We start from the raw sequence: 17,738 nt of genomic DNA on the forward strand, positions 1-17,738 counted from the left end.
GAATGACGTGCCTGCGCACCCGTTGCGCAGGCACGGCGCACGCCGGAAACTGGGAATATCCACTAAGGAGCGTTGACCATGACCAAGAAACCCAAGAAAACCTGGAAAGAGATGTCACCGGCGGCACGGGCGGGATTCGTGGTCGTCGGGATAGCGCAGGTGTCGCTGATGCTGGCCGCCCAGCGCGACATCTCCAAGCGCCCGGCCAACCAAATCAACGGGCCAAAGGCGGCCTGGCGGGTGGCCGCCCTGATCAATTTCATTGGGCCGATGGGCTACTTCATTCTGGGTCGCAAGCGGCCCGGAGCCGGACTCGGAGCGGCTAAATAGCAGGCCTCGGATCTGCACACCGTCAGGGTCCTTGGAGCAGGCACCCAGCTTGAGCCTGTAAATTTGTACCCATGACCCCAAATCCCAAGACTGCCATGCACCGCGCCCTCGGTGTCTCAAAGGAGATCGAGGACGCGGCCTGGTTTGTGCTGGGTCCGGGCCTGCAGGGCAAGCCGTCCGCCCTGGACGGGAACACCCTGACCTGGACTGCGGAGGCCGCGGCAGAGCTGCTGGAACGCCTGGACCGGGGAGCCGCGGATGCCAAGGCGCCCATGATGACCAACCTCCGGCAGAACCTCGAGGACGCCTCCCGGGAGGCCAAGCAGCTGGCCGTTGAGCTGCTCTTCCTTCAGTCGCTGCCCCTGGCGCACGAGGTCAAGTCGCTCAAGGTCAAGCGTGCCCGCGTGGCGGAGGCCGCGTCCTGGCTGGAGACAGCGCAGGAGCCGCCGCTGGAGCTGCCCGAGGAACTCTACAAGGGCATGACGGACCATGGCGTGATCCGGGACCGCACCGCCGAATTCAACTGGACCATCTGGGACCACCTCAAGTGGCTCTGCCGGTTTGTGCAGCATGTGGACCAGCAGATTCCGGCCGCCATCACCAAGGCGCTGAAGGACCCGCTGAAGTTCCACGAGCTCGCCGCGGGCACCCCGGGGGACCAGCCCGCCATCCGCCGCAGCATCGAGTACCTGGCCTGGCCCAGCTACTTCGAGCCGGTAGTGGCGGACGTGGAGCGGCAGGAAATCCGTGACGCCTTCGCCTCGCTGGTGGGTGGGGCCAAGGGCGATTCGGACGAGGAAATCACCGCGGACATTAACCGGATCCGCCTGCACCTGGATGAACAGGCGGGCCAGCGCATCGACTGGTACGCCCGCCAGCTGGTCAGCCAGTGGCGCAAAGTCGGGGACCCCGGACGCCGCGCGTGGCTGCTGCGTACCCACAGCGACAACGCTGAACTCCTCGCCGCGTGGCAGGACGAGGAGAAGGTGACGCTCGACGTCGAACATCTCCGCCACCTGGACCCCGGCGTGACCGCGGGGCTGGTGCAGCACGCCGTGGACGAGGATTACAAGCACCTGGGCTACGTGGAGCGGGAGGACACCAAAACGGCGGTGTTCGCCTTCCTCACCGTCATGAAGCCGGGCGACCTGGTTCTGTTCCAGCACGCCGGCACCGTGCGGCTGGGCGTGGTGCTGGGCGAGCCCGAGCACAATGACGACAACCGCCGCCTGCGGCGCAAGGTGCGCTGGCTGGACGACGACGGCCACGCCACCGCAGACCTGCCCCGTCACGTCCAGCGCCAGCTGGCCACGTCGGGGATCGTTGTTGACGTCACCAGGGTGGTGCAGGCGCTCCAGGCGCTCGTGCCGGCCGAGGCGGAACCGGAGGACGACGACGCCGACGCGCCTGCCGCCGTCGTACCCCCTGTGCAGGAGGGTTTCCGCCCGCTCAGCCGCGACTTCGCGGATTCGCTGCACATGGACCTGGAGCCGCTGCAGGAGATCGCGGAACTGCTGGAGGAGAACCGCCAGCTGGTCCTGTACGGGCCGCCCGGAACGGGCAAGACGTACCTGGCCAAGCACCTCGCGGCGGAACTGGCCCAGGACAGCACGGACGAGCGGGTGAAGCTGGTGCAGTTCCACCCGTCGTACGCGTATGAGGACTTTTTCGAGGGCTACCGGCCGGACAAAACGGACGAGGGCCAGGTGTCCTTCAAGCTCGTGGCGGGACCGCTGCGCCGGCTGGCCGAGGAAGCCGCCAAACCCGGCAACGAAAAGAAGCCCTACTTCCTCATCATCGACGAAATGAACCGCGCCAACCTGGCCAAGGTGTTCGGCGAACTGTACTTCCTGCTGGAGTACCGTGACGACCGGATCTACCTGCAGTACAGCCCCAACGAGCCGTTTACGCTGCCGGACAACCTCTACATCATCGGCACCATGAACACCGCGGACCGGTCCATCGCCATGATGGATGCCGCCATCCGGCGCCGGTTCGCGTTCATCGAGCTGCACCCGCAGACGGAGCCCGTGAAGGGGTCGCTGCTGCGGTTCCTGCAGGCGCGGGACCTCGACACCACGCCGGCGCTGCTGCTTGATGCCCTCAACACCGCCATCGACGAGTGGGACCGGGACCTGATGATCGGCCCGTCGTACTTTATGAAGACGGCCGCGCAGACGCCGGCGGGGCTGCGCCGGATCTGGAAGTACGAGCTGATGCCTTTGCTCGAGGAGCACTATCACGGACAGCTGACCCGGGCGCAGCTGGAGGAGCGGTTCGGGCTCGAGCAGCTGCTGGGACGCCTTGTTACCGGCTAAGCCAACCCACACTCCCGCGCACGGCGGCGGATCGTTGGGCGGCGCCGCACGGGGTGGCGCTGCGTTAGGCGGCGCGGTGCACGGCGGTGCCGCGCAGCGCGGCAGTGGCCAGGCAACCCGCCATCTGGTCCTCGACGAGCTGTCCAAGGGCACCGTGGAACGCCTGGATGCCGCCAGTGCGACCTTCGTGAACGCCAGCGGGCTGGCCAAGGCCTCGCCGATGGGCATGGGCTTGTACCGGATCGAGCCCGCGGGCAAGGTGGGGTCGGTCCGCACGGCCACCCTGCAGCTGGATGTGCGCCCCAAGGACCGGCTTGGGCTGAGCAGGCTGCTGTTCCTCCTCAGCTATGCCGGCAACCAGGGCTTCCGGGCCGATTCCGTGGCGGCCGCCGAGGACCGCGAACTCTGGAGCGCGCTCGCGGAATCCCTCGCCCAACTGGCAGAGCGTGCCCTGGGACGCGGGGTGTTGCAGGGATACCTCACCGTTGATGAGTCCCTCCGCACCGTCAAGGGCCGCATCCGGATCTCCGACCAGATCTCCCGCCGCCCCGGCATGCTGGTGCCGCTGGAAGTGTCCTACGACGAGTTCACCGAGGACATCGCCGAAAACCGGATCCTGCGCGCCGCGCTGGAGCGGATGGGCCAGGTGCCACGGGTCCACCCCGAGGTGCTGAGCCGCCTGCGTCAGCTGAAGGGAAAGCTCGACGCCGTCACCCGCCTTCCAGCCGGTGCGCCCCTGCCGCCGTGGACTGCCAGCAGGATGAACGTCCGCTACCAGTCAGTGCTGCGCCTCGCTGAGCTGATCCTGAAGAATGCCTCCGCGGAGGCTGGGGAGGGGAAGCAACAGACGGCGTCGTTTGTGGTGGACATGGCCCAGGTGTTCGAGGACTTTGTGGGCACGGCGCTCCGCGAGGCCATGGCGGCATATCCGGGGGAGATGCGGCTGCAGTACAACGCTCTCCTCAGCGAAGCTGTCCACGATTCCGACAGGCTGTCCGTGCGCCCGGACGCCGTGCACCTGCTGGACGGACGCCCCGTGGTGGTCTACAACGCAAAGTACAAGGCCGCCGCTGACCTGGGAGCATCCCTGACCGCCGACCACTACCAAATGCTCGCCCACTGCACCGCCCTGGGTGTGCCCACCGCCTGGCTGATCTATGCGGGGGCGGGCGAAATGAAACTGCGGCGGATCCTTAACACTGACATCGACATTGTTGAGTTTCCGCTCGATCTGTCCCTGCCGCCGTCGGACATCATGGCAGCGGTAGCGGACCTGGCCCGGCAGTCCTGGGGCGAAGTTGCGAGGGCTGCCCGCGCCGGAACCTAGACCGGCACCCGGAACGTAAATGTGGTGCCCTGGCCCAGTTTGCTTTCCACCTGGATGGTTCCGCCGTGGGCTTCCACGATTGCCTTGCTGATGGGCAGGCCCAGGCCCACGCCGGGAATGGCTGTCCGGCGGACGTTGCTGGTCCGGAAGAACTTGGCGAACACGTGGGCCTGGTCATCGGCGCTCATGCCCATGCCGGTATCGCTGACGCGGCAGGCGACCTGGCCGCCGTCGTGCTCCAACGACACCACGACGTTGCCGCCGTCGGGCGAGTATTTGATCGCGTTCGAGACAAGATTGTCCAGTACCTGGGAGATGCGGGGGCCGTCCACATGGGCCTCCAGCCTTGCTGGTATTTCGGTTTTCAGCGCCACGCGGGAGGCGTCAGCCCGGGGCATCGCGGCGGACACGCTGGCCCGCACCAGTTCAGCGACGTCCACGGCGTGCGGGGTCACGATCAGTTGCCCGTTCCTGGTGGCGAGGAGGTCGGACACCAAGGTGAGGAGCCGTTCTGAATTGCGCTTGATGATGTTCAGCGGTTCCAGTTGGTCGTTGCCGGGATCGTCCTCCAGGAGAAGTTCCACGTAGCCCAGGATGGAGGTCAGGGGAGTCCTGAATTCGTGGGACACACTGGAGACGAAATCATCCTTGGCGGCCAGGGCGTCCACCAGGTCTGTCACATCACTGAACACGATCACCGAGCCGGCGAACGTCCCGTCCGTGTCCTTCATGGCTCGGGCGCTGGTGGTGATGGCCCGCTGCTGCTTGCCTGAGCCCAGCCAGACCAGATAGTCCGTGAACGTCTCGCCCAGGACGGCCCTGCGCACGGGGCGGTCTGCGACCGGGACAGGGGTGATGCGGTCTGCACCGAAGACCAGTAGCTGGGACTCGTTCGGATCGTCGATGTCCTTCGGGCGGGCAAGTTCGTGGTTGGCGCGCTGTTTCCGGTTCATCAGGATGTCGTGGCCGTCTGCGTCGACGGCGAGGACGCCCAGATGCACGGTGTCAAGAACGGAGTTGAGCAAGGCTTCCTGCCGCCTGGTGCTGAGGAGGCTGGCCTGGAGTTGCTCGTCCTTCTCTTCCAGGTTCCGCTGCTGCCGCATCATGCTCAGGGTCAGGACACTGACTGACACGCCGATTCCCAGCATCATGACAGGGACGAGGAGGGACTTGACCAGGCTGGGGCCAGATACGTCTCCGCGAATCACCAGCGGAACCCAGATGATGGCCAATGGACCGAAGAAGGACAACCACAGGGAGGCTCGCGGCCAATAGCCCGAGGCGCACAGCCAGATGACGGGGAAAACCGCCAACAAGCTGATGCCGGTCAGGCCCTCCTGCCCGCCCTCCCTGCCCAGGGCGATGGAGGTAAAGTCCAAGAGCGGGATGACCAGGAAGCTGGTGTAGGGCAGGCGGTCCCACGGCACGAAGTAACACAGAGCCATGATGGCCACCTGGGAAACGAGGAAGGCCACAAAAAGCGGGTTGTCCATCGTCCCCGGGAAGAATGCCCCCATCAGGAATGCCGTCAGCAGGGTGGTGGCGAACAGCGGCGCCTGGCTCATGACCACCCTGTCCGTCAGCCGGTGTTCATGGAAGGGCCGCCGGAAAAACTTGAGGAGACCCGTGGCCCACGTTACGGGTTCACTCATGAACGGCGGCCTGAAGCGGGAGGATAGGGGAGTGCATACCAGCAGGATATCGGCAGCGGGCTATACTTCTCACGTTGTCAAGCTGGCGGAGGGGGCTGGTATGAGTGAAGCGCGGGTGGGTCTGGTCATCGAGGATGATCAGGACATACGGGAGTTAGTACGCACGGTACTGACGCAGGCGGGTTTTGACGTTACCGTCGCGGGCAGCGGCTCCGAAGGGGTTAAGGCTGCGAGGGCGTTGAATCCAGACGTCATAACGCTGGATTTGGGACTGCCGGATATTGACGGATTCGAAGTCTCTCGCCAGATCCGCGAGTTCTCGGACGCCTACATCGTGATGCTCACGGCTAGGGCTGAAGAACTTGATACTTTGATCGGTCTTGAGTCCGGTGCCGACGACTACCTCACCAAGCCGTTCCGCCCCCGGGAACTCCGCGCGCGGATCGCGGCGATGATGCGCCGCCCCCGGGCGCTACCGGACGCGGCGGAGAGCGCTCCCGTTTCTGATCGCCCGGCGGACGCCGTTAGTGCCAGCGGAAACGGTCACTACAGCCACAACGGACTGGATCTGAATTACGCCTCACGGTCGGTCACTGTGGACGGCCAGGAGCTCAACCTGACCCGGACCGAATTCGAACTCCTGTATGCCCTGCTCGAGGCGGGACGGACGGTCCGGACCAAATCGGATTTGGTGCGCCGGCTCCGGGACGAGGATTACGACGTCGGAAGTTACATCAGCGAGGCGGACGAACGTTCCGTGGAGGTGCACATGGGCAACCTCCGGAAGAAACTTGGTGATTCACCGCAGCAACCGCGCTGGCTGCAGACGGTCCGCGGCGTGGGCTACCGGCTGGCGCCGGGCGAGCGCTGAGCCTGGAGCCTGTGCAGGGTCTGGCGGCTGCACAGGTTGATCGGCCGGAGGTAGTTGACGGCCAGCTGGGGCAGCGCAACGGACGGTTCTGCCCGCGGTGACTCTTCCCGGATGGAGCGCTCAAGGTCCATGGCCAGGCCCGCCAGCCGTTCTGCGCCCACCATCTGGCTCGATGTCTTGAGGCTCAGGATCGCGTCCACGGCACCGTCCATGTCGCCGGTGGTCAGAGCCAGCCGCAGCTTGCCGATCCGGAGCGGTAGGCAGTCGATGAAGTTCCCGACGAAGACACTGCAATAGCCCTCGTCCTCGTCGAGTTCGACCCGCAGCCGGTCAAGGACGGAGGGATCTACCAGGGGGCGCCCCGCGTCGTCGGATGGTGCCATTTCCGTCCCTTCCGCTCGCGCCTGCCGCCCTGGTAGGGGGCTGTGACGTGGGTTTGTGTCCACTTTCAGAGTAAATCTGTTCCCTGGAGGTGCAGCCGTTCGGGACAAGGACTGCGGGATTCCTGAGGAGACTGCGGGTTTTTCATAGGAGTTCATCTTTGCGGGCACCGATCAATTCGCGAGGCGGCAAAGGCTCAAGATTGACTCAACTTCCGGGCGGCGTTTCTTGCCTGCCTTGGGGTTGCCTTCCGGCGGTTTGCCAGGCGCCTATTTGCCTGCGCCGAGGAACTCCACCAGGTGGGCTTCGAGGGTGGAGCTGTCCTTCAGCTCGCACTCCCACACGGTGAGCACCTCCCAGCCGGCGGCCATCAACTGTTGCCGCTGGTCGGCGTCGCGGTTTTTGGTGCGGGTACGCTTGGCCTCCCAGAAGGCGGCATTCGCTTTGGGCGCGTGCTGGCCTACCCGGCAGTCGTGGAAGTGCCAGAAGCAGCCGTTGATGAAGATGACCTTACGCCGGCCGGCGAATACCAGATCGGGGCGGCCGGGCAGGCGGCTTTGGCCGGCCCTGCCGTGCAAGCGGTAGCGGTAGCCTTTGGCGTGGAGGAGGCGGCGCACCAGCAGTTCCGGCTTGGTGTTCTTGCCCCTTATGCGGGACATGTTCCAGCTGCGTTGCTCGGGAGTGAGCCTGTCCGCCATGATTCCAGCCTGGGAGCTCCTAGATTTCGCGCTCCGGCTGGTCGCCGAGCTCGAAATGGCGGCCGCTGACGGACGTAGGCACGATCTCCACGTAGAAATCCTTCAGCGTCGGCACCCAGGATTTCAGGCCCAGCTCTTCGACGGCGGCGAGCTCCGCTGAGTTGGTCAGGACGCGCGCCGTTCCTCGCAGCACCACCGACCAGGCTTCGTCCGAGAGGACGCCGTCCGTTTCAAGCAGCACCCTGGAATTGATGGTGAGCTGCGCCAGCTTGTTGCCCGGGGCGGTGCGGAGGTAGATTTTCCGGTCCGAGGCGAGGTAGTTGACAGGGAAAATATCCGGCTCGCCGGCAACGGAAACCACCAGCCGGCCGTGCCTGGCAGCTTCCAGGAGTTTCCAGGACTGCTCGTCGTCGAGCTCCAGAACGGGGTTGCCATCTGCGTGCGTAAACATCATGCAGCCCATTCTTCTACGATCGGTAGAAGAATTCTAGGGGCTGGGCGTGGGAATTCGGTGCCCGAGGGCGGGGAGGGCGATTGTCCGCGTGACTTTTTATTGGTCCTTGGCGGTGGTAGAACCGATGGCGGGTGGCTGTGGATAACTTTCATCGCTCAAATGTGTCCTGGGCTACCCTTAAGGTCATTGTTCGGAGCGAGGCGTCTTGAAACTATCGGGGGATTAGCTGCCCATGACATCGCACATCACTTCCACTTCGCGGCGTTCGCGCATGCATGTTATTGCTGCTGTTGCCGCGTCTGCTTTGATTTTGACCGGATGTAACTCGGGTGGCGACCCCAATAGCGGTGGCACATCGTCCGCATCTCCGTCACAGGCCGCTAGTCCAAGCGCAACGCCGACCCCGACGGCGACTCCTGCGTATGTGCCCGCTTCGGCTAGCGGCCGGGCTCAGAATGTCCCGGTGCCGGTGCTGCCTGAAGTTGCGAAGACGGAGACAAAGGAGGGGCTCGAGGCGTTCGCTCGCTATTGGTACTCGACCTTGAGTTACGCCTACGAGACTGGAGACCTGGCGCCGCTCACGGCTGTGACCGGTGGTGGCTGTGCCAACTGTGAGTCGGCGAGGGGTGTAATAACAAACTGGTACGTCGATGGACGATGGCTCGAAGGGGGCAAGATTGTCACTCCTGCCATAGAAACAACCTTCAAGGTGGCGGCAGACGGGAATTACCAAGCAATCGCACAGGTTCAGCAGTCCCAGCTTCGCGCCTTCAGGGCAGATGGAAGTATGTCCGAGTCGGCCGTACCCTCCTCAGATGTCGCTCAGATTTTCATGGCGATTTACTCATCGGCCGGCTGGCAGCTGGTGGACGTCCAACGATTGAACGGCTAATTCGACGATGCCGCGAATGAGCTGGATACTGCGCAGACTGGTAATCGTCATCAGTCTTCTTGGAGTCCATTTGACCGTCGGCGCGGCCGCCTCAGCATCGGAGACACCCCCGCCACAACCGCCTATTGCGCCGAGCGACACCCTGCTGGGATTTGCCCCGGGCGGAATAGGAGTAAGTCATTGGGTTGTAAATCCGGCAACGGGAATTTTTGAGCAGAGTACGGATTCGGTCTCTACGGACCCCAATCAATACAAATACGAACTCCAATGCCACCTCGGTGGTGGAGACTTCGATTCAGTGTGTTTACGAGACCAGATTGAATGCCGGAACGGGCCGGAAGGCAACGAGGACGGCATTCCAGTCGTCTGGCTGAGCGCACCCAGAGGCATCGCGAATCCTGTATGGTCACACCACTCCGGACCCACTTGTCTCTACGATGCTCGGCCCGAGGACCTCCTTCCGCGAATAGCAGCCCAGATCCAGCAGCAGTTCGAGAGCCTTCCGATTAATGCGGGAACGGTCGTCGCTCAGCCCAGCCCCAACACGCTCCGCGGGGCCGAAACGAACTTCTATGCCGATGCCTCCGAACAGCAGTTTGACGTGACGATGCTCGGGCAGCAGGTGCATGTTGTCGCGACGCCGGTTCAGTACACCTGGAATTACGGCGACGGAACCGTTTTCGGCCCACAACCTTCCATGGGCGGGCCGCTGCCGCAGGACCGCTGGGGTGAGAAGACCCGAACGAGTCACGTCTACGCGGACACAGGAGATTTCCAGGTTGTCCTCACTACGTCCTTCCAAGGCACGTATTCCGTGAACAACGGACCGCCGCTGCCCATACCGGGCCAGGGCCAGTTCAGCGCACCACCGCAGCCCATCAGCGTGTGGCGGTCCATCACCCGGAACTACGCCGACGACTGCAACGAGAACCCGCAGGGTCAAGGGTGCCCTGGCGTCGCATCGCCAAGATAGCAGTCGGCAGGGGATCGGTACCTCGCAACCGGGAAATCCAGCCAAGCCACCCGCAGAGAGTGATCCCCGACTCCATCGGAATACTTGCACGCGCCGCGCAGTTGGGCACAGCAGTACCAATTCACCTCGAAAGGAACTGCGCATGCTGTTTTCCCCCTTGACTCTTGGCGAGCTTGAACTGCCCAACCGCCTGGTAATGGCGCCCCTGACCCGTCTCCGCTCAGGCGAGGACGGTTTGCCAGGTCCGCTGGTCGTGGAGCACTACCGGCAGCGGGCATCCTTGGGACTCATCGTCAGCGAAGGCATCTACCCGAGCCCCGCCGGACGCTCCTACCCGGGTCAGCCCGGTCTCGTTACCGCGGAGCAGATTGCCGCCTGGAAGAAGGTCACCGACGCGGTGCACGCTGAAGGCGGCCGGATCTTCGCCCAGATCATGCACGGCGGACGGGTCTCCCATGCGGACATCACCGGCGGCCACCCCATCGTGGGCCCGAGCGCCATCGCCATCGAGGGTGAGGTCCGCACCCCGTCCGGCAAGCAGCCGTATCCCGTCCCGCACGCGCTGACCATCGGCGAGCTGCCCGTAGTTATGCAGGAAATCGTCACCGGCTCGATCAACGCCATCGAAGCGGGATTCGACGGCGTGGAACTGCACTCGGCCAACGGCTACCTGCTCCACGAATTCCTGGCCCCGAACTCCAATGTCCGCAACGACAGCTACGGCGGTTCGCCGGAAAACCGGGCCCGCTTTGTGATCGAAACGGTCAACGCCGCAGTGGCCGCCGTGGGTTCGAGCCGCGTGGGCATCCGCATCTCGCCCGAACACAGCGTCCAGGGCATCGCCGAAACGGATGCGGCCGATGTCCGCGCCACTTACGAGGTTCTGGTGGATAGCATCGCGCCGCTCAACCTCGCCTACGTCAGCATCCTGCACCACGAGCCCACGAGTGAGCTCGTCCAGGACCTCCGGGCGCGCTTCAACGGCACGTTCCTGGTCAACTCCGGTTTCGGCACCATGACCACGAGGGAGGAAGCAACCGCGTTGGTGGCCGACGGCCATGCAGACGCTGTTGTGGTGGGGCGCCCCGCCATTGCAAACCCGGACCTCGCGCGTCGCTGGAAGGAAAGCCTTCCAGTGAACGAACCGGACCCGTCGACCTTCTACGCAGACGGCTCCGTAGGCTACACGGATTACCCCGCGTACAGCGCCCAGTAGGTGCCTCGGCCCGAGATTAACGACGACGGCGGCACCCGGCTTGGGTGCCGCCGTCGTTGGCTGCTCGGTGTGCTGTCCCGGCAGCGTGTGCCAATTAGCCATCCGACGGCTGTTTGGCCACGTTCAACGGTGGCCCGCTCAGGTTCACAGGAACTGAGCGGTAATTGATATGATACTCCAGCGAATGGATTATCGCTAGGAAAACTAGAGAAATGCTTCCCGGCCCGTTCCTTCGCGCATCACCAGCTTGTCGTCCTGAATGGAAACGAGCAGGCTTTTGGGCTTTCCGCTGACTTTGGTAATGGCTTTCAGGCCGCGGTTGGTGACTTCCACTCCCACCTGCGCCCCTTTCGCCGGCAGCTCCACGGATGCTTCGTAGGCTTCTCCCAGCAGCGGGTTGGTGGACACCCCCATGTCGCGGCGGACCTCCTTGCCGTTGACCATGACGGTGATGTTGGCCTCGTCGAATCCTTCCTGAAAGACGATGAGCAGTTCCCGCATGGTGGCCTCTTCCTCGAAAGTGATTGCCTGTGACCGCATATCAACTACAGCACTTCGCGGCCCGGATCGGAATACCCGGTTGGCTGTCCGGCAGGGCGCCGCTGGAGACCGCCAAGCCCGTAGGGCAAAATGTTCAGGTGACCCAACTCCCGCACGTCCCGTCCGCCCCCGCGTCTGCCCCAACTCCGGACAGCGCAATCCACGCCCAGATCGCCGCCGAGCTTGGCGTGAAGGTCTGGCAAGTCAAGGCTGCAGTGGACCTGCTCGACGGCGGGTCCACCGTTCCGTTCATCGCCCGGTACCGCAAGGAAGCCACCGGTACGCTGGATGACACGCAGTTGCGCGAGCTCGACGAGCGACTGCGCTACCTCCGCGAACTCAAGGACCGCCGTCGTACTGTCCTCGAAGCGATAGCCGCGCAGGGGCAGCTGACCCCCGAACTGCAGGCAGCGATCCTCGCCGCGGACACCAAGTCCCGGCTGGAGGACATCTACCTTCCGTTCAAGTCCAAGCGCCGCACCAAGGCGCAGATCGCCCGGGAAGCGGGGTTGGAGCCGCTCGCCGATGCGCTGCTGAAGCGGCCCGACCTGGATCCGGAGCACGAGGCGGCCAAGTACCTGAATACCGAACACTCCATCGATGACGCGGCCGCCGCTCTCGCCGGCGCCCGTTCCATCCTGGTCGAGCGGGTTGCGCAGGATCCGGACCTCGCCGCAACCCTGCGCGAGCGGTTGTGGACGCAGGGGCGAATGGTGTCGCGGGTCAAGAAGGGCAAGGAGGCCGACGGGCAGAAGTTCTCCGATTACTTTGAGTTCGCCCAGGCGCCCACCGGGATGCCCTCGCACCGCGTGCTGGCGCTGTTGCGCGGTGAGAAGGACGGCGTCCTGGAGTTGGATCTCGCCGAGGCGGATCCCAACGACGACGACGCCCTGGCCGCCGCGCGTGCCCGTTACGAATCCGCCGTGGCCAGGTGCCTCGGGGTTGCCGACCGCGGCCGTCCCGCCGACGCGTGGCTGATCCAGACCGCTCAGCTTGCCTGGCGCTCGCGGGTGCTGGCCCGGCTGACTGCCGACCTCCGGGGTCGGTTGTTCACTGCCGCCGAGGACGAGGCTGTCCGCGTGTTCGCCGCGAACTTGCGCGACGTGCTCCTGGCCGCACCTGCCGGAAACCGCGCCACTCTTGGGCTGGACCCGGGACTGCGGACAGGCGTGAAAGTTGCCGTCGTGGACGGCACAGGCAAGGTGGTGGCCACCGACACTGTGTATCCGCACGCGCCTGCCAGGAAGTGGGACGAGGCCCTGGCCACTCTGGTCGGGCTCGCCCGGAAACATAACGTGGAGCTCGTGGCCATCGGCAACGGCACAGCGTCCCGGGAGACGGACAAGCTCGCCGCGGAACTGATCAAGCTGCTGCCGGCTGCGGGGACGAGACCGCAGAAACTGGTGGTCTCCGAGGCTGGCGCGTCGGTGTACTCCGCGTCGGCACTGGCCTCGGCGGAGCTGCCGGGCATGGATGTTTCTCTGCGCGGGGCAGTCTCCATCGCGCGGCGGCTGCAGGACCCGCTGGCGGAATTGGTGAAGATCGATCCCAAGTCCATCGGCGTGGGGCAGTACCAGCATGACGTCACGGCGTCGAAGCTGGACCGCAGCCTGGACGCCGTGGTCGAGGACTGCGTGAACGCGGTGGGTGTTGACGTGAACACGGCGTCGCCCGCGCTGCTGAGCCGGGTTGCGGGCGTCGGACCATTGCTGAGCGAGAACATTGTGGCGTACCGGAACGAACACGGGCCCTTTGCCAAGCGCAGCGAACTGAAGAAGGTGCCCCGGCTTGGTGCGAAGGCGTTCGAGCAGTGCGCTGGCTTCCTGCGGATCATCGGGGGAGCCGAACCGCTGGACGCCTCGAGCGTGCACCCCGAGGCGTATCCGATTGCCCGGAAAATCCTGGTGGCCGCGGGCTCCGCGCCGGCGTCGTCCCTTGATCCCGGCGCCTTCGTTGACGGCACGTTTGGTTTGCCCACGGTCCAGGACATCCTGGCGGAGTTGGACAAACCCGGCCGCGACCCACGACCCGCCTTTGCCGCGGCGACGTTCACCGAAGGCATCGAGAAGATCTCCGACCTCAAGCCAGGCATGGTGCTTGAGGGGACGGTCACCAATGTGGCCGCGTTCGGCGCATTTGTGGACGTTGGAGTGCACCAGGACGGCCTGGTGCACGTGTCCGCGCTGGCCAACCGCTTTGTCTCCGATCCCCGCGAGGTGGTGAAGTCCGGGCAGGTAGTCCGCGTGAAGGTGCTGGAAGCCGATCCGGAGCGGAAACGGATTTCGCTCACGCTAAGGCTCGACGACGAACCGTCGCCTTCGGGTGGGCGCGCGCAAGGCGGGCGTTCGGAAGGGGGGCGTCCGGCCCAACGGCGGCGGGACTCCAGTGGGGGCGACGCTGCTGGGCAACTCGGATCCGGGGCGCCGAGCACCGGTAATAGGAACGAATCGACTTCGAAGTCCGCTCCGAAGTCTTCAGGCAGTCGACCGCCGGTTCCGGCTCCGTCGCCTGCTAACACGGCCATGGCGGAGGCGCTCCGGAGGGCTGGCCTCGGCAAATAGCCACGTGCTGACCCGATAGTCGGCAATGATGCCGCGGGCCAGCTTACGGCGTTAGGACAGGACTCCATCCGGGCGCCGCTGGGTTGGAACGATCGGCCATTTCCTGAAGAGGATCTAGCCAGGATTCGGGCCAATCTGGTGGTTCCCAGTCGGGGTGTTCGCTGGCGTAGTGCCGTCCGGTGGGTGATGTCCAGCCGGGTGGTTCGTTTTTGGTGGCCGGGGTGGGGGTCCAGCCGGTGGTGTGACGGAGTCTGTGGTGGCGTGGACATGGAGACCCGAGGTTCGATATCCCGGTGGTGCCTCCGTGTGCCCAGGCGAGGATGTGGTCTGCTTCGTTGTCCAACGATTGGTTGCTGCATCCGGGGAACGGGCATTTTCCATCCCGTAACCGGAGCCATTGCCGTTGGGCTTTGGTGACGCGGTAGCTGGTCCGCCCGATCTCGAGCGGTGCGCCGTCGCGCGGGTCGGTCAGGACGCGGTGGAAGGATTCGGCACCGTCGGCGATCAGGTGGCGGGCCATGGACGGAGGGATCGGGCCGTAGCCGTCGAGCATGGCCGGCTCCTCGGTGAGGCCCAGCAGCGACATCACAGGAACCGTGACAAGGACCTGCGCCCGCGGCGAGGGAACACCATCAGCAAGAGCGCTGCCCATTTCACCACTCCCATCACCGGTGCCGCCGAGGAGCCAGGTGGCGATGGTGTCGGCGCGGAGCTGGGTGAGGGTTCGCCCTTCGTCCGGGCCTTGGAGGGCGCGGGCGGCGGTGGTGGTGCGGTCCCAGATCCCGGCGGCCTGATCGGCGGGGAGGTAAGCGGAGAGCCAGGCCATGCCGTCGCGGTCCGGGGCGTACTCCACCCGGCGGTCGGCCATGCTGCGGGTGTGGCGTTTTTCGATGCTGACCGGGTGGTGGCGCTCCCGCCAGGTGCGGGCCTTGTGCCGGAACCTCCCGGGGATGAGCTCACCGGCAGGACCCCGTGCCGGGTTGGGCGCGCCGGGGTCCAGGAAATGCGCCTCAAGCGCTTGGGCACCGGCGGGGTCGAGGTTGGTGGTTTCGTCGACCATGATCCTCGCGTGCTGCCACGAGATCGTGCCGGCCTGGAGAGCCGAGAACGTTAACGGCAGGGCCGTGGTCAGGACGTGCGATTCGCCGAGCAGGGCACCGGCACTGCGTTCGCTGACTGTCAGGGCACACGCGACCTCGGCGACCACGGCCATCTCCTGCCCGCGGTTGTCCTGCGGCGACTGGGCCTGGCCCGCAAGGACTTGGGCGGCGTCGGCATAATCGGCTACCGCATGGACCTTCAGGGCCGCCAACTTCGCCTCCCCGCGGCCAACTTCAGCCAGCACCTGCAGGGCCATCTCAGCCCGTCGGCGCAGCGGATCAGCACACGGAATCGAGGCATCGGCGGATTCACGGAGCACCACAGCAAGGTCGGTAAAGGACACCGCAAGTGCCTCCGCCGTCGCCACAGCTGCTCTGCTATCCATACCCAAATCATGCCGGGAGGGTCTGACAATGGCGGCGAGGCTGAATGGCTATGTGGATAACTCCGGTAAAGTACGGGCGGGGCGGCGTCGGGGCTTAAGTGTCCGTTCGCGCAGCGCTGGAACTTCGGTTGAGAGGGGCTATTGGTGGCGGATTCCGGTGCGGGCCAGAACGGCCCGGTATCCTTCCCGGAACGTCGGGTAGGTAAACACGAGCCCGGTCCCACGGAGCAGCGCATTGCTACAGCGTTTGTTTCCGCCGCGGGCCTCGCCAGCCGCTCCAACGGGCGGTTCCGGATATCCCATTTCCAACGCCAGGAACCGCAGCACGTCCCCAAGTTCAACGGGAGAGTTGTCCACACCGACATATACCGGCGCAGGCATAGCTTCCGTGGAGACCAAGTGGACGACTGCCGCAGCTGCATCATCCCGGTGGATCCGGTTGGTGAAGCGCGGCTCGTCGGGAACCACCGCAGTCCCGCCCCGGACCTGGTCAATCAGCCGGGTCCTGCCAGGACCGTAGATCCCCCCGAGTCGCAGCACCACGGGCGAAGTAGCAGTGCCACGCAACCGCGACACCAGGAGCTCCTCCGCCTCGAGGAGGATAAGTCCGGCGAAACCCCCAGGTGCCGCCGTCGTACTCTCATCCACCCAGCCACCGCCGGCGTCCCCGTAGACAGCGGTGGAGGATACTAAAAGCACCCGGCGCGGCGTCACGCCGTCGCGCTCCAGGGCGTCCAGGACGTGCGCCAGCCCGTCCACGTAGGCGGCACGGTAGGCGGCTTCGGAGGGTGAATCGGCGGCAACGGCCACGACGACGGCGGTGGTGTCCGCCGGGACAGCAGGCAGGTCCGTAGCGCCCAGGTCCGCCGCCACTCCTTCAATTGCAGAGGGCAGCTTCTCGGGCGAACGGCGCCAGCCCACCACCCGATGCCCTGCCGCGGCGAAGCGCAAGCCCGCTTCGGTGCCAAGATCGCCGCAGCCAGCTAAGAGAATCGTCATGGAGAAAGTCTGCCATTCCGCCGTCGTACTCGTATTCGCGGTTCAGTCAGGGCCCTGGAAGGGTGGAAACTACCACCGGCGTGGGAATCGGGACTCGCTGCGGCTGGGGCGCAAGTTGCGAGAGCACATTGGAAAGCACGCCGAGGGCGAAAACAATCAGTGCCAAACGGAAGAGCACCCCCAGGCAACTCGGTCTTTTCCTGCGTGCAGACTTTGGCCGAGCGCTAACTGGAGGGCGTATGGTGCGCGGTTCGTCGACGGGGTCACGTGCAGTGCGCCAGCCTGCCAAGGATGTGGCAGGGCTCGAAGTAGGTATGAAATCCGAAGGCCCAGTCGGAACGTTTCCAGTGGTAGCAGCGGTGGACTCGAGGTTCCAGCAAGCAGGTTCGTCAGATATTGGTGAATGGCTTCGACTGTGTTCGCATCAAGCACGGCAGGGACCGAACCTATGGCGCGGCATAGGGTGTCGATGCCCTGGATCCTCGCACCGTTCGCGGTGGCGCCTTGCAAATCGGGCTGTCCAACCATGCACAGCCACGCTTGAACGTAGCGGCGGTGCTGCGGTTCCAGGAGGGCCGCCACCGCTGAGCACTGCTCCACCACCCCGGCGGCTTCCCGCTCACGGGAGTATCCGTTTTGCCGCAGGACGCCGTTCCGGAGATGGATGTCGCCGGACCAGTTCTTCGCATCGATCACGATGACGCCGCCCGGGCCTACCAACACATGATCCAAATTGGCTTTGGGCCGTCCTGGCCAATGCACGTCGTGAAGGACCATCCAGCCCTGCGGCTGAAGCGTTTCCAAGATCGCCGCAACTCGGGCTTCACCGGCGGCGCCCGCGGCCCACGCCCGTTCCGCCCGTTCTGCGTAGTCGAGCTGGCGTCGAAGTTTGGCCGCTCGTTCCGCAGCGATCCGCGCCTGCTCAGCAGCGCCGTCGCCTGCCCCCATTTTCGCCCCCAAAGCTATTGGTGCTCGCTGCCAGCACTCAAGGATCACTGTAAGGGTAAAATTGCGCGGGCGCGCATGAGGCGTCCTCAGTG

Annotated in this window: 16 protein-coding genes; 8 read left to right on the plus strand and 8 right to left on the minus strand. The window is 65.0% G+C overall.

All coding sequences use genetic code 11. From position 1 onward, the window contains the following. The first annotated feature begins 78 nt into the window (after nucleotides 1-78). The 3 genes from AC3IT0_RS04900 to AC3IT0_RS04910 all read left to right on the plus strand — a co-directional run bounded on the left by AC3IT0_RS04900 (nucleotide 79) and on the right by AC3IT0_RS04910 (nucleotide 3,975). Nucleotides 79-330, plus strand: a complete 252-nt coding sequence (locus tag AC3IT0_RS04900) for a PLDc N-terminal domain-containing protein (RefSeq protein WP_489322659.1) — start codon at nucleotides 79-81, stop codon at nucleotides 328-330. A 71-nt stretch (nucleotides 331-401) separates the two neighbouring features. Further along, the gene (locus tag AC3IT0_RS04905; RefSeq protein WP_489322660.1) at nucleotides 402-2,648 is read left to right on the plus strand and encodes an McrB family protein; all 2,247 of its coding nucleotides are present in this window, start codon (nucleotides 402-404) and stop codon (nucleotides 2,646-2,648) included. A 76-nt stretch (nucleotides 2,649-2,724) separates the two neighbouring features. Continuing rightward, nucleotides 2,725-3,975: a 5-methylcytosine restriction system specificity protein McrC gene (locus AC3IT0_RS04910; RefSeq protein WP_489322661.1), complete on the plus strand. Its 1,251-nt coding sequence runs from the start codon at nucleotides 2,725-2,727 to the stop codon at nucleotides 3,973-3,975. On the opposite strand, the gene AC3IT0_RS04915 is transcribed toward AC3IT0_RS04910, so the two are convergent. Continuing rightward, nucleotides 3,972-5,627 (minus strand): sensor histidine kinase, encoded by a 1,656-nt coding sequence (locus AC3IT0_RS04915; RefSeq protein ID WP_489322662.1) that lies wholly within the window; start codon nucleotides 5,625-5,627, stop codon nucleotides 3,972-3,974. The genes AC3IT0_RS04910 and AC3IT0_RS04915 overlap by 4 nt on opposite strands. A gap of 100 nt (nucleotides 5,628-5,727) precedes the next feature. Between AC3IT0_RS04915 and AC3IT0_RS04920 the strand changes: the two genes are divergently transcribed. Then, complete coding sequence (locus AC3IT0_RS04920; RefSeq protein ID WP_489322663.1) at nucleotides 5,728-6,498, plus strand: response regulator transcription factor; 771 nt, start codon at nucleotides 5,728-5,730, stop codon at nucleotides 6,496-6,498. Here the strand turns inward: AC3IT0_RS04920 and AC3IT0_RS04925 are convergent. The 3 genes from AC3IT0_RS04925 to AC3IT0_RS04935 all read right to left on the minus strand — a co-directional run bounded on the left by AC3IT0_RS04925 (nucleotide 6,471) and on the right by AC3IT0_RS04935 (nucleotide 8,031). Then, nucleotides 6,471-6,881: an Hpt domain-containing protein gene (locus AC3IT0_RS04925; protein WP_489322664.1), complete on the minus strand. Its 411-nt coding sequence runs from the start codon at nucleotides 6,879-6,881 to the stop codon at nucleotides 6,471-6,473. The two genes, AC3IT0_RS04920 and AC3IT0_RS04925, sit on opposite strands and share 28 nt — an antisense overlap. 267 nt (nucleotides 6,882-7,148) lie before the next feature. Continuing rightward, nucleotides 7,149-7,577, minus strand: a complete 429-nt coding sequence (locus tag AC3IT0_RS04930) for a very short patch repair endonuclease (RefSeq protein ID WP_489322665.1) — start codon at nucleotides 7,575-7,577, stop codon at nucleotides 7,149-7,151. A gap of 19 nt (nucleotides 7,578-7,596) precedes the next feature. Next, nucleotides 7,597-8,031, minus strand: a complete 435-nt coding sequence (locus tag AC3IT0_RS04935; RefSeq protein ID WP_489322666.1) for a pyridoxamine 5'-phosphate oxidase family protein — start codon at nucleotides 8,029-8,031, stop codon at nucleotides 7,597-7,599. A 463-nt stretch (nucleotides 8,032-8,494) separates the two neighbouring features. Between AC3IT0_RS04935 and AC3IT0_RS04940 the strand changes: the two genes are divergently transcribed. The 3 genes from AC3IT0_RS04940 (at nucleotide 8,495) to AC3IT0_RS04950 (ending at nucleotide 11,112) form a co-directional block, all read left to right on the plus strand. After that, nucleotides 8,495-8,923, plus strand: coding sequence for a DUF6318 family protein (locus AC3IT0_RS04940; protein WP_489322667.1), 429 nt, complete (start codon nucleotides 8,495-8,497; stop codon nucleotides 8,921-8,923). A gap of 16 nt (nucleotides 8,924-8,939) precedes the next feature. Continuing rightward, nucleotides 8,940-9,896 carry a PKD domain-containing protein gene (locus AC3IT0_RS04945; protein WP_489322668.1) on the plus strand — a complete coding sequence of 319 codons (957 nt, stop codon included), beginning with the start codon at nucleotides 8,940-8,942 and terminating at the stop codon, nucleotides 9,894-9,896. Between the two features lie 142 nt (nucleotides 9,897-10,038). Beyond that, nucleotides 10,039-11,112 (plus strand): alkene reductase, encoded by a 1,074-nt coding sequence (locus tag AC3IT0_RS04950; RefSeq protein ID WP_489322669.1) that lies wholly within the window; start codon nucleotides 10,039-10,041, stop codon nucleotides 11,110-11,112. A gap of 204 nt (nucleotides 11,113-11,316) precedes the next feature. Here AC3IT0_RS04950 and AC3IT0_RS04955 read toward each other — a convergent pair whose 3' ends face one another. Next, nucleotides 11,317-11,613 (minus strand): hypothetical protein, encoded by a 297-nt coding sequence (locus AC3IT0_RS04955; RefSeq protein WP_489323720.1) that lies wholly within the window; start codon nucleotides 11,611-11,613, stop codon nucleotides 11,317-11,319. Between the two features lie 137 nt (nucleotides 11,614-11,750). Here AC3IT0_RS04955 and AC3IT0_RS04960 point away from each other — a divergent pair, with 137 nt between their 5' ends. Further along, entirely contained in the window at nucleotides 11,751-14,213 is a 2,463-nt protein-coding gene (locus tag AC3IT0_RS04960; RefSeq protein WP_489322670.1) for a Tex family protein, read from the plus strand. Nucleotides 14,214-14,256: 43 nt separating this feature from the next. Here AC3IT0_RS04960 and AC3IT0_RS04965 read toward each other — a convergent pair whose 3' ends face one another. The 3 genes from AC3IT0_RS04965 to AC3IT0_RS04975 all read right to left on the minus strand — a co-directional run bounded on the left by AC3IT0_RS04965 (nucleotide 14,257) and on the right by AC3IT0_RS04975 (nucleotide 17,646). Beyond that, nucleotides 14,257-15,699 carry an HNH endonuclease signature motif containing protein gene (locus AC3IT0_RS04965; RefSeq protein ID WP_489322671.1) on the minus strand — a complete coding sequence of 481 codons (1,443 nt, stop codon included), beginning with the start codon at nucleotides 15,697-15,699 and terminating at the stop codon, nucleotides 14,257-14,259. A gap of 138 nt (nucleotides 15,700-15,837) precedes the next feature. Then, entirely contained in the window at nucleotides 15,838-16,698 is an 861-nt protein-coding gene (locus tag AC3IT0_RS04970; RefSeq protein WP_489322672.1) for an NAD-dependent epimerase/dehydratase family protein, read from the minus strand. A gap of 156 nt (nucleotides 16,699-16,854) precedes the next feature. Continuing rightward, nucleotides 16,855-17,646: a nuclease-related domain-containing protein gene (locus tag AC3IT0_RS04975; RefSeq protein WP_489322673.1), complete on the minus strand. Its 792-nt coding sequence runs from the start codon at nucleotides 17,644-17,646 to the stop codon at nucleotides 16,855-16,857. Between the last annotated feature and the right edge of the window lie 92 nt (nucleotides 17,647-17,738).

The sequence above is a fragment of the Pseudarthrobacter sp. KH_020_B genome, assembly GCF_057840185.1.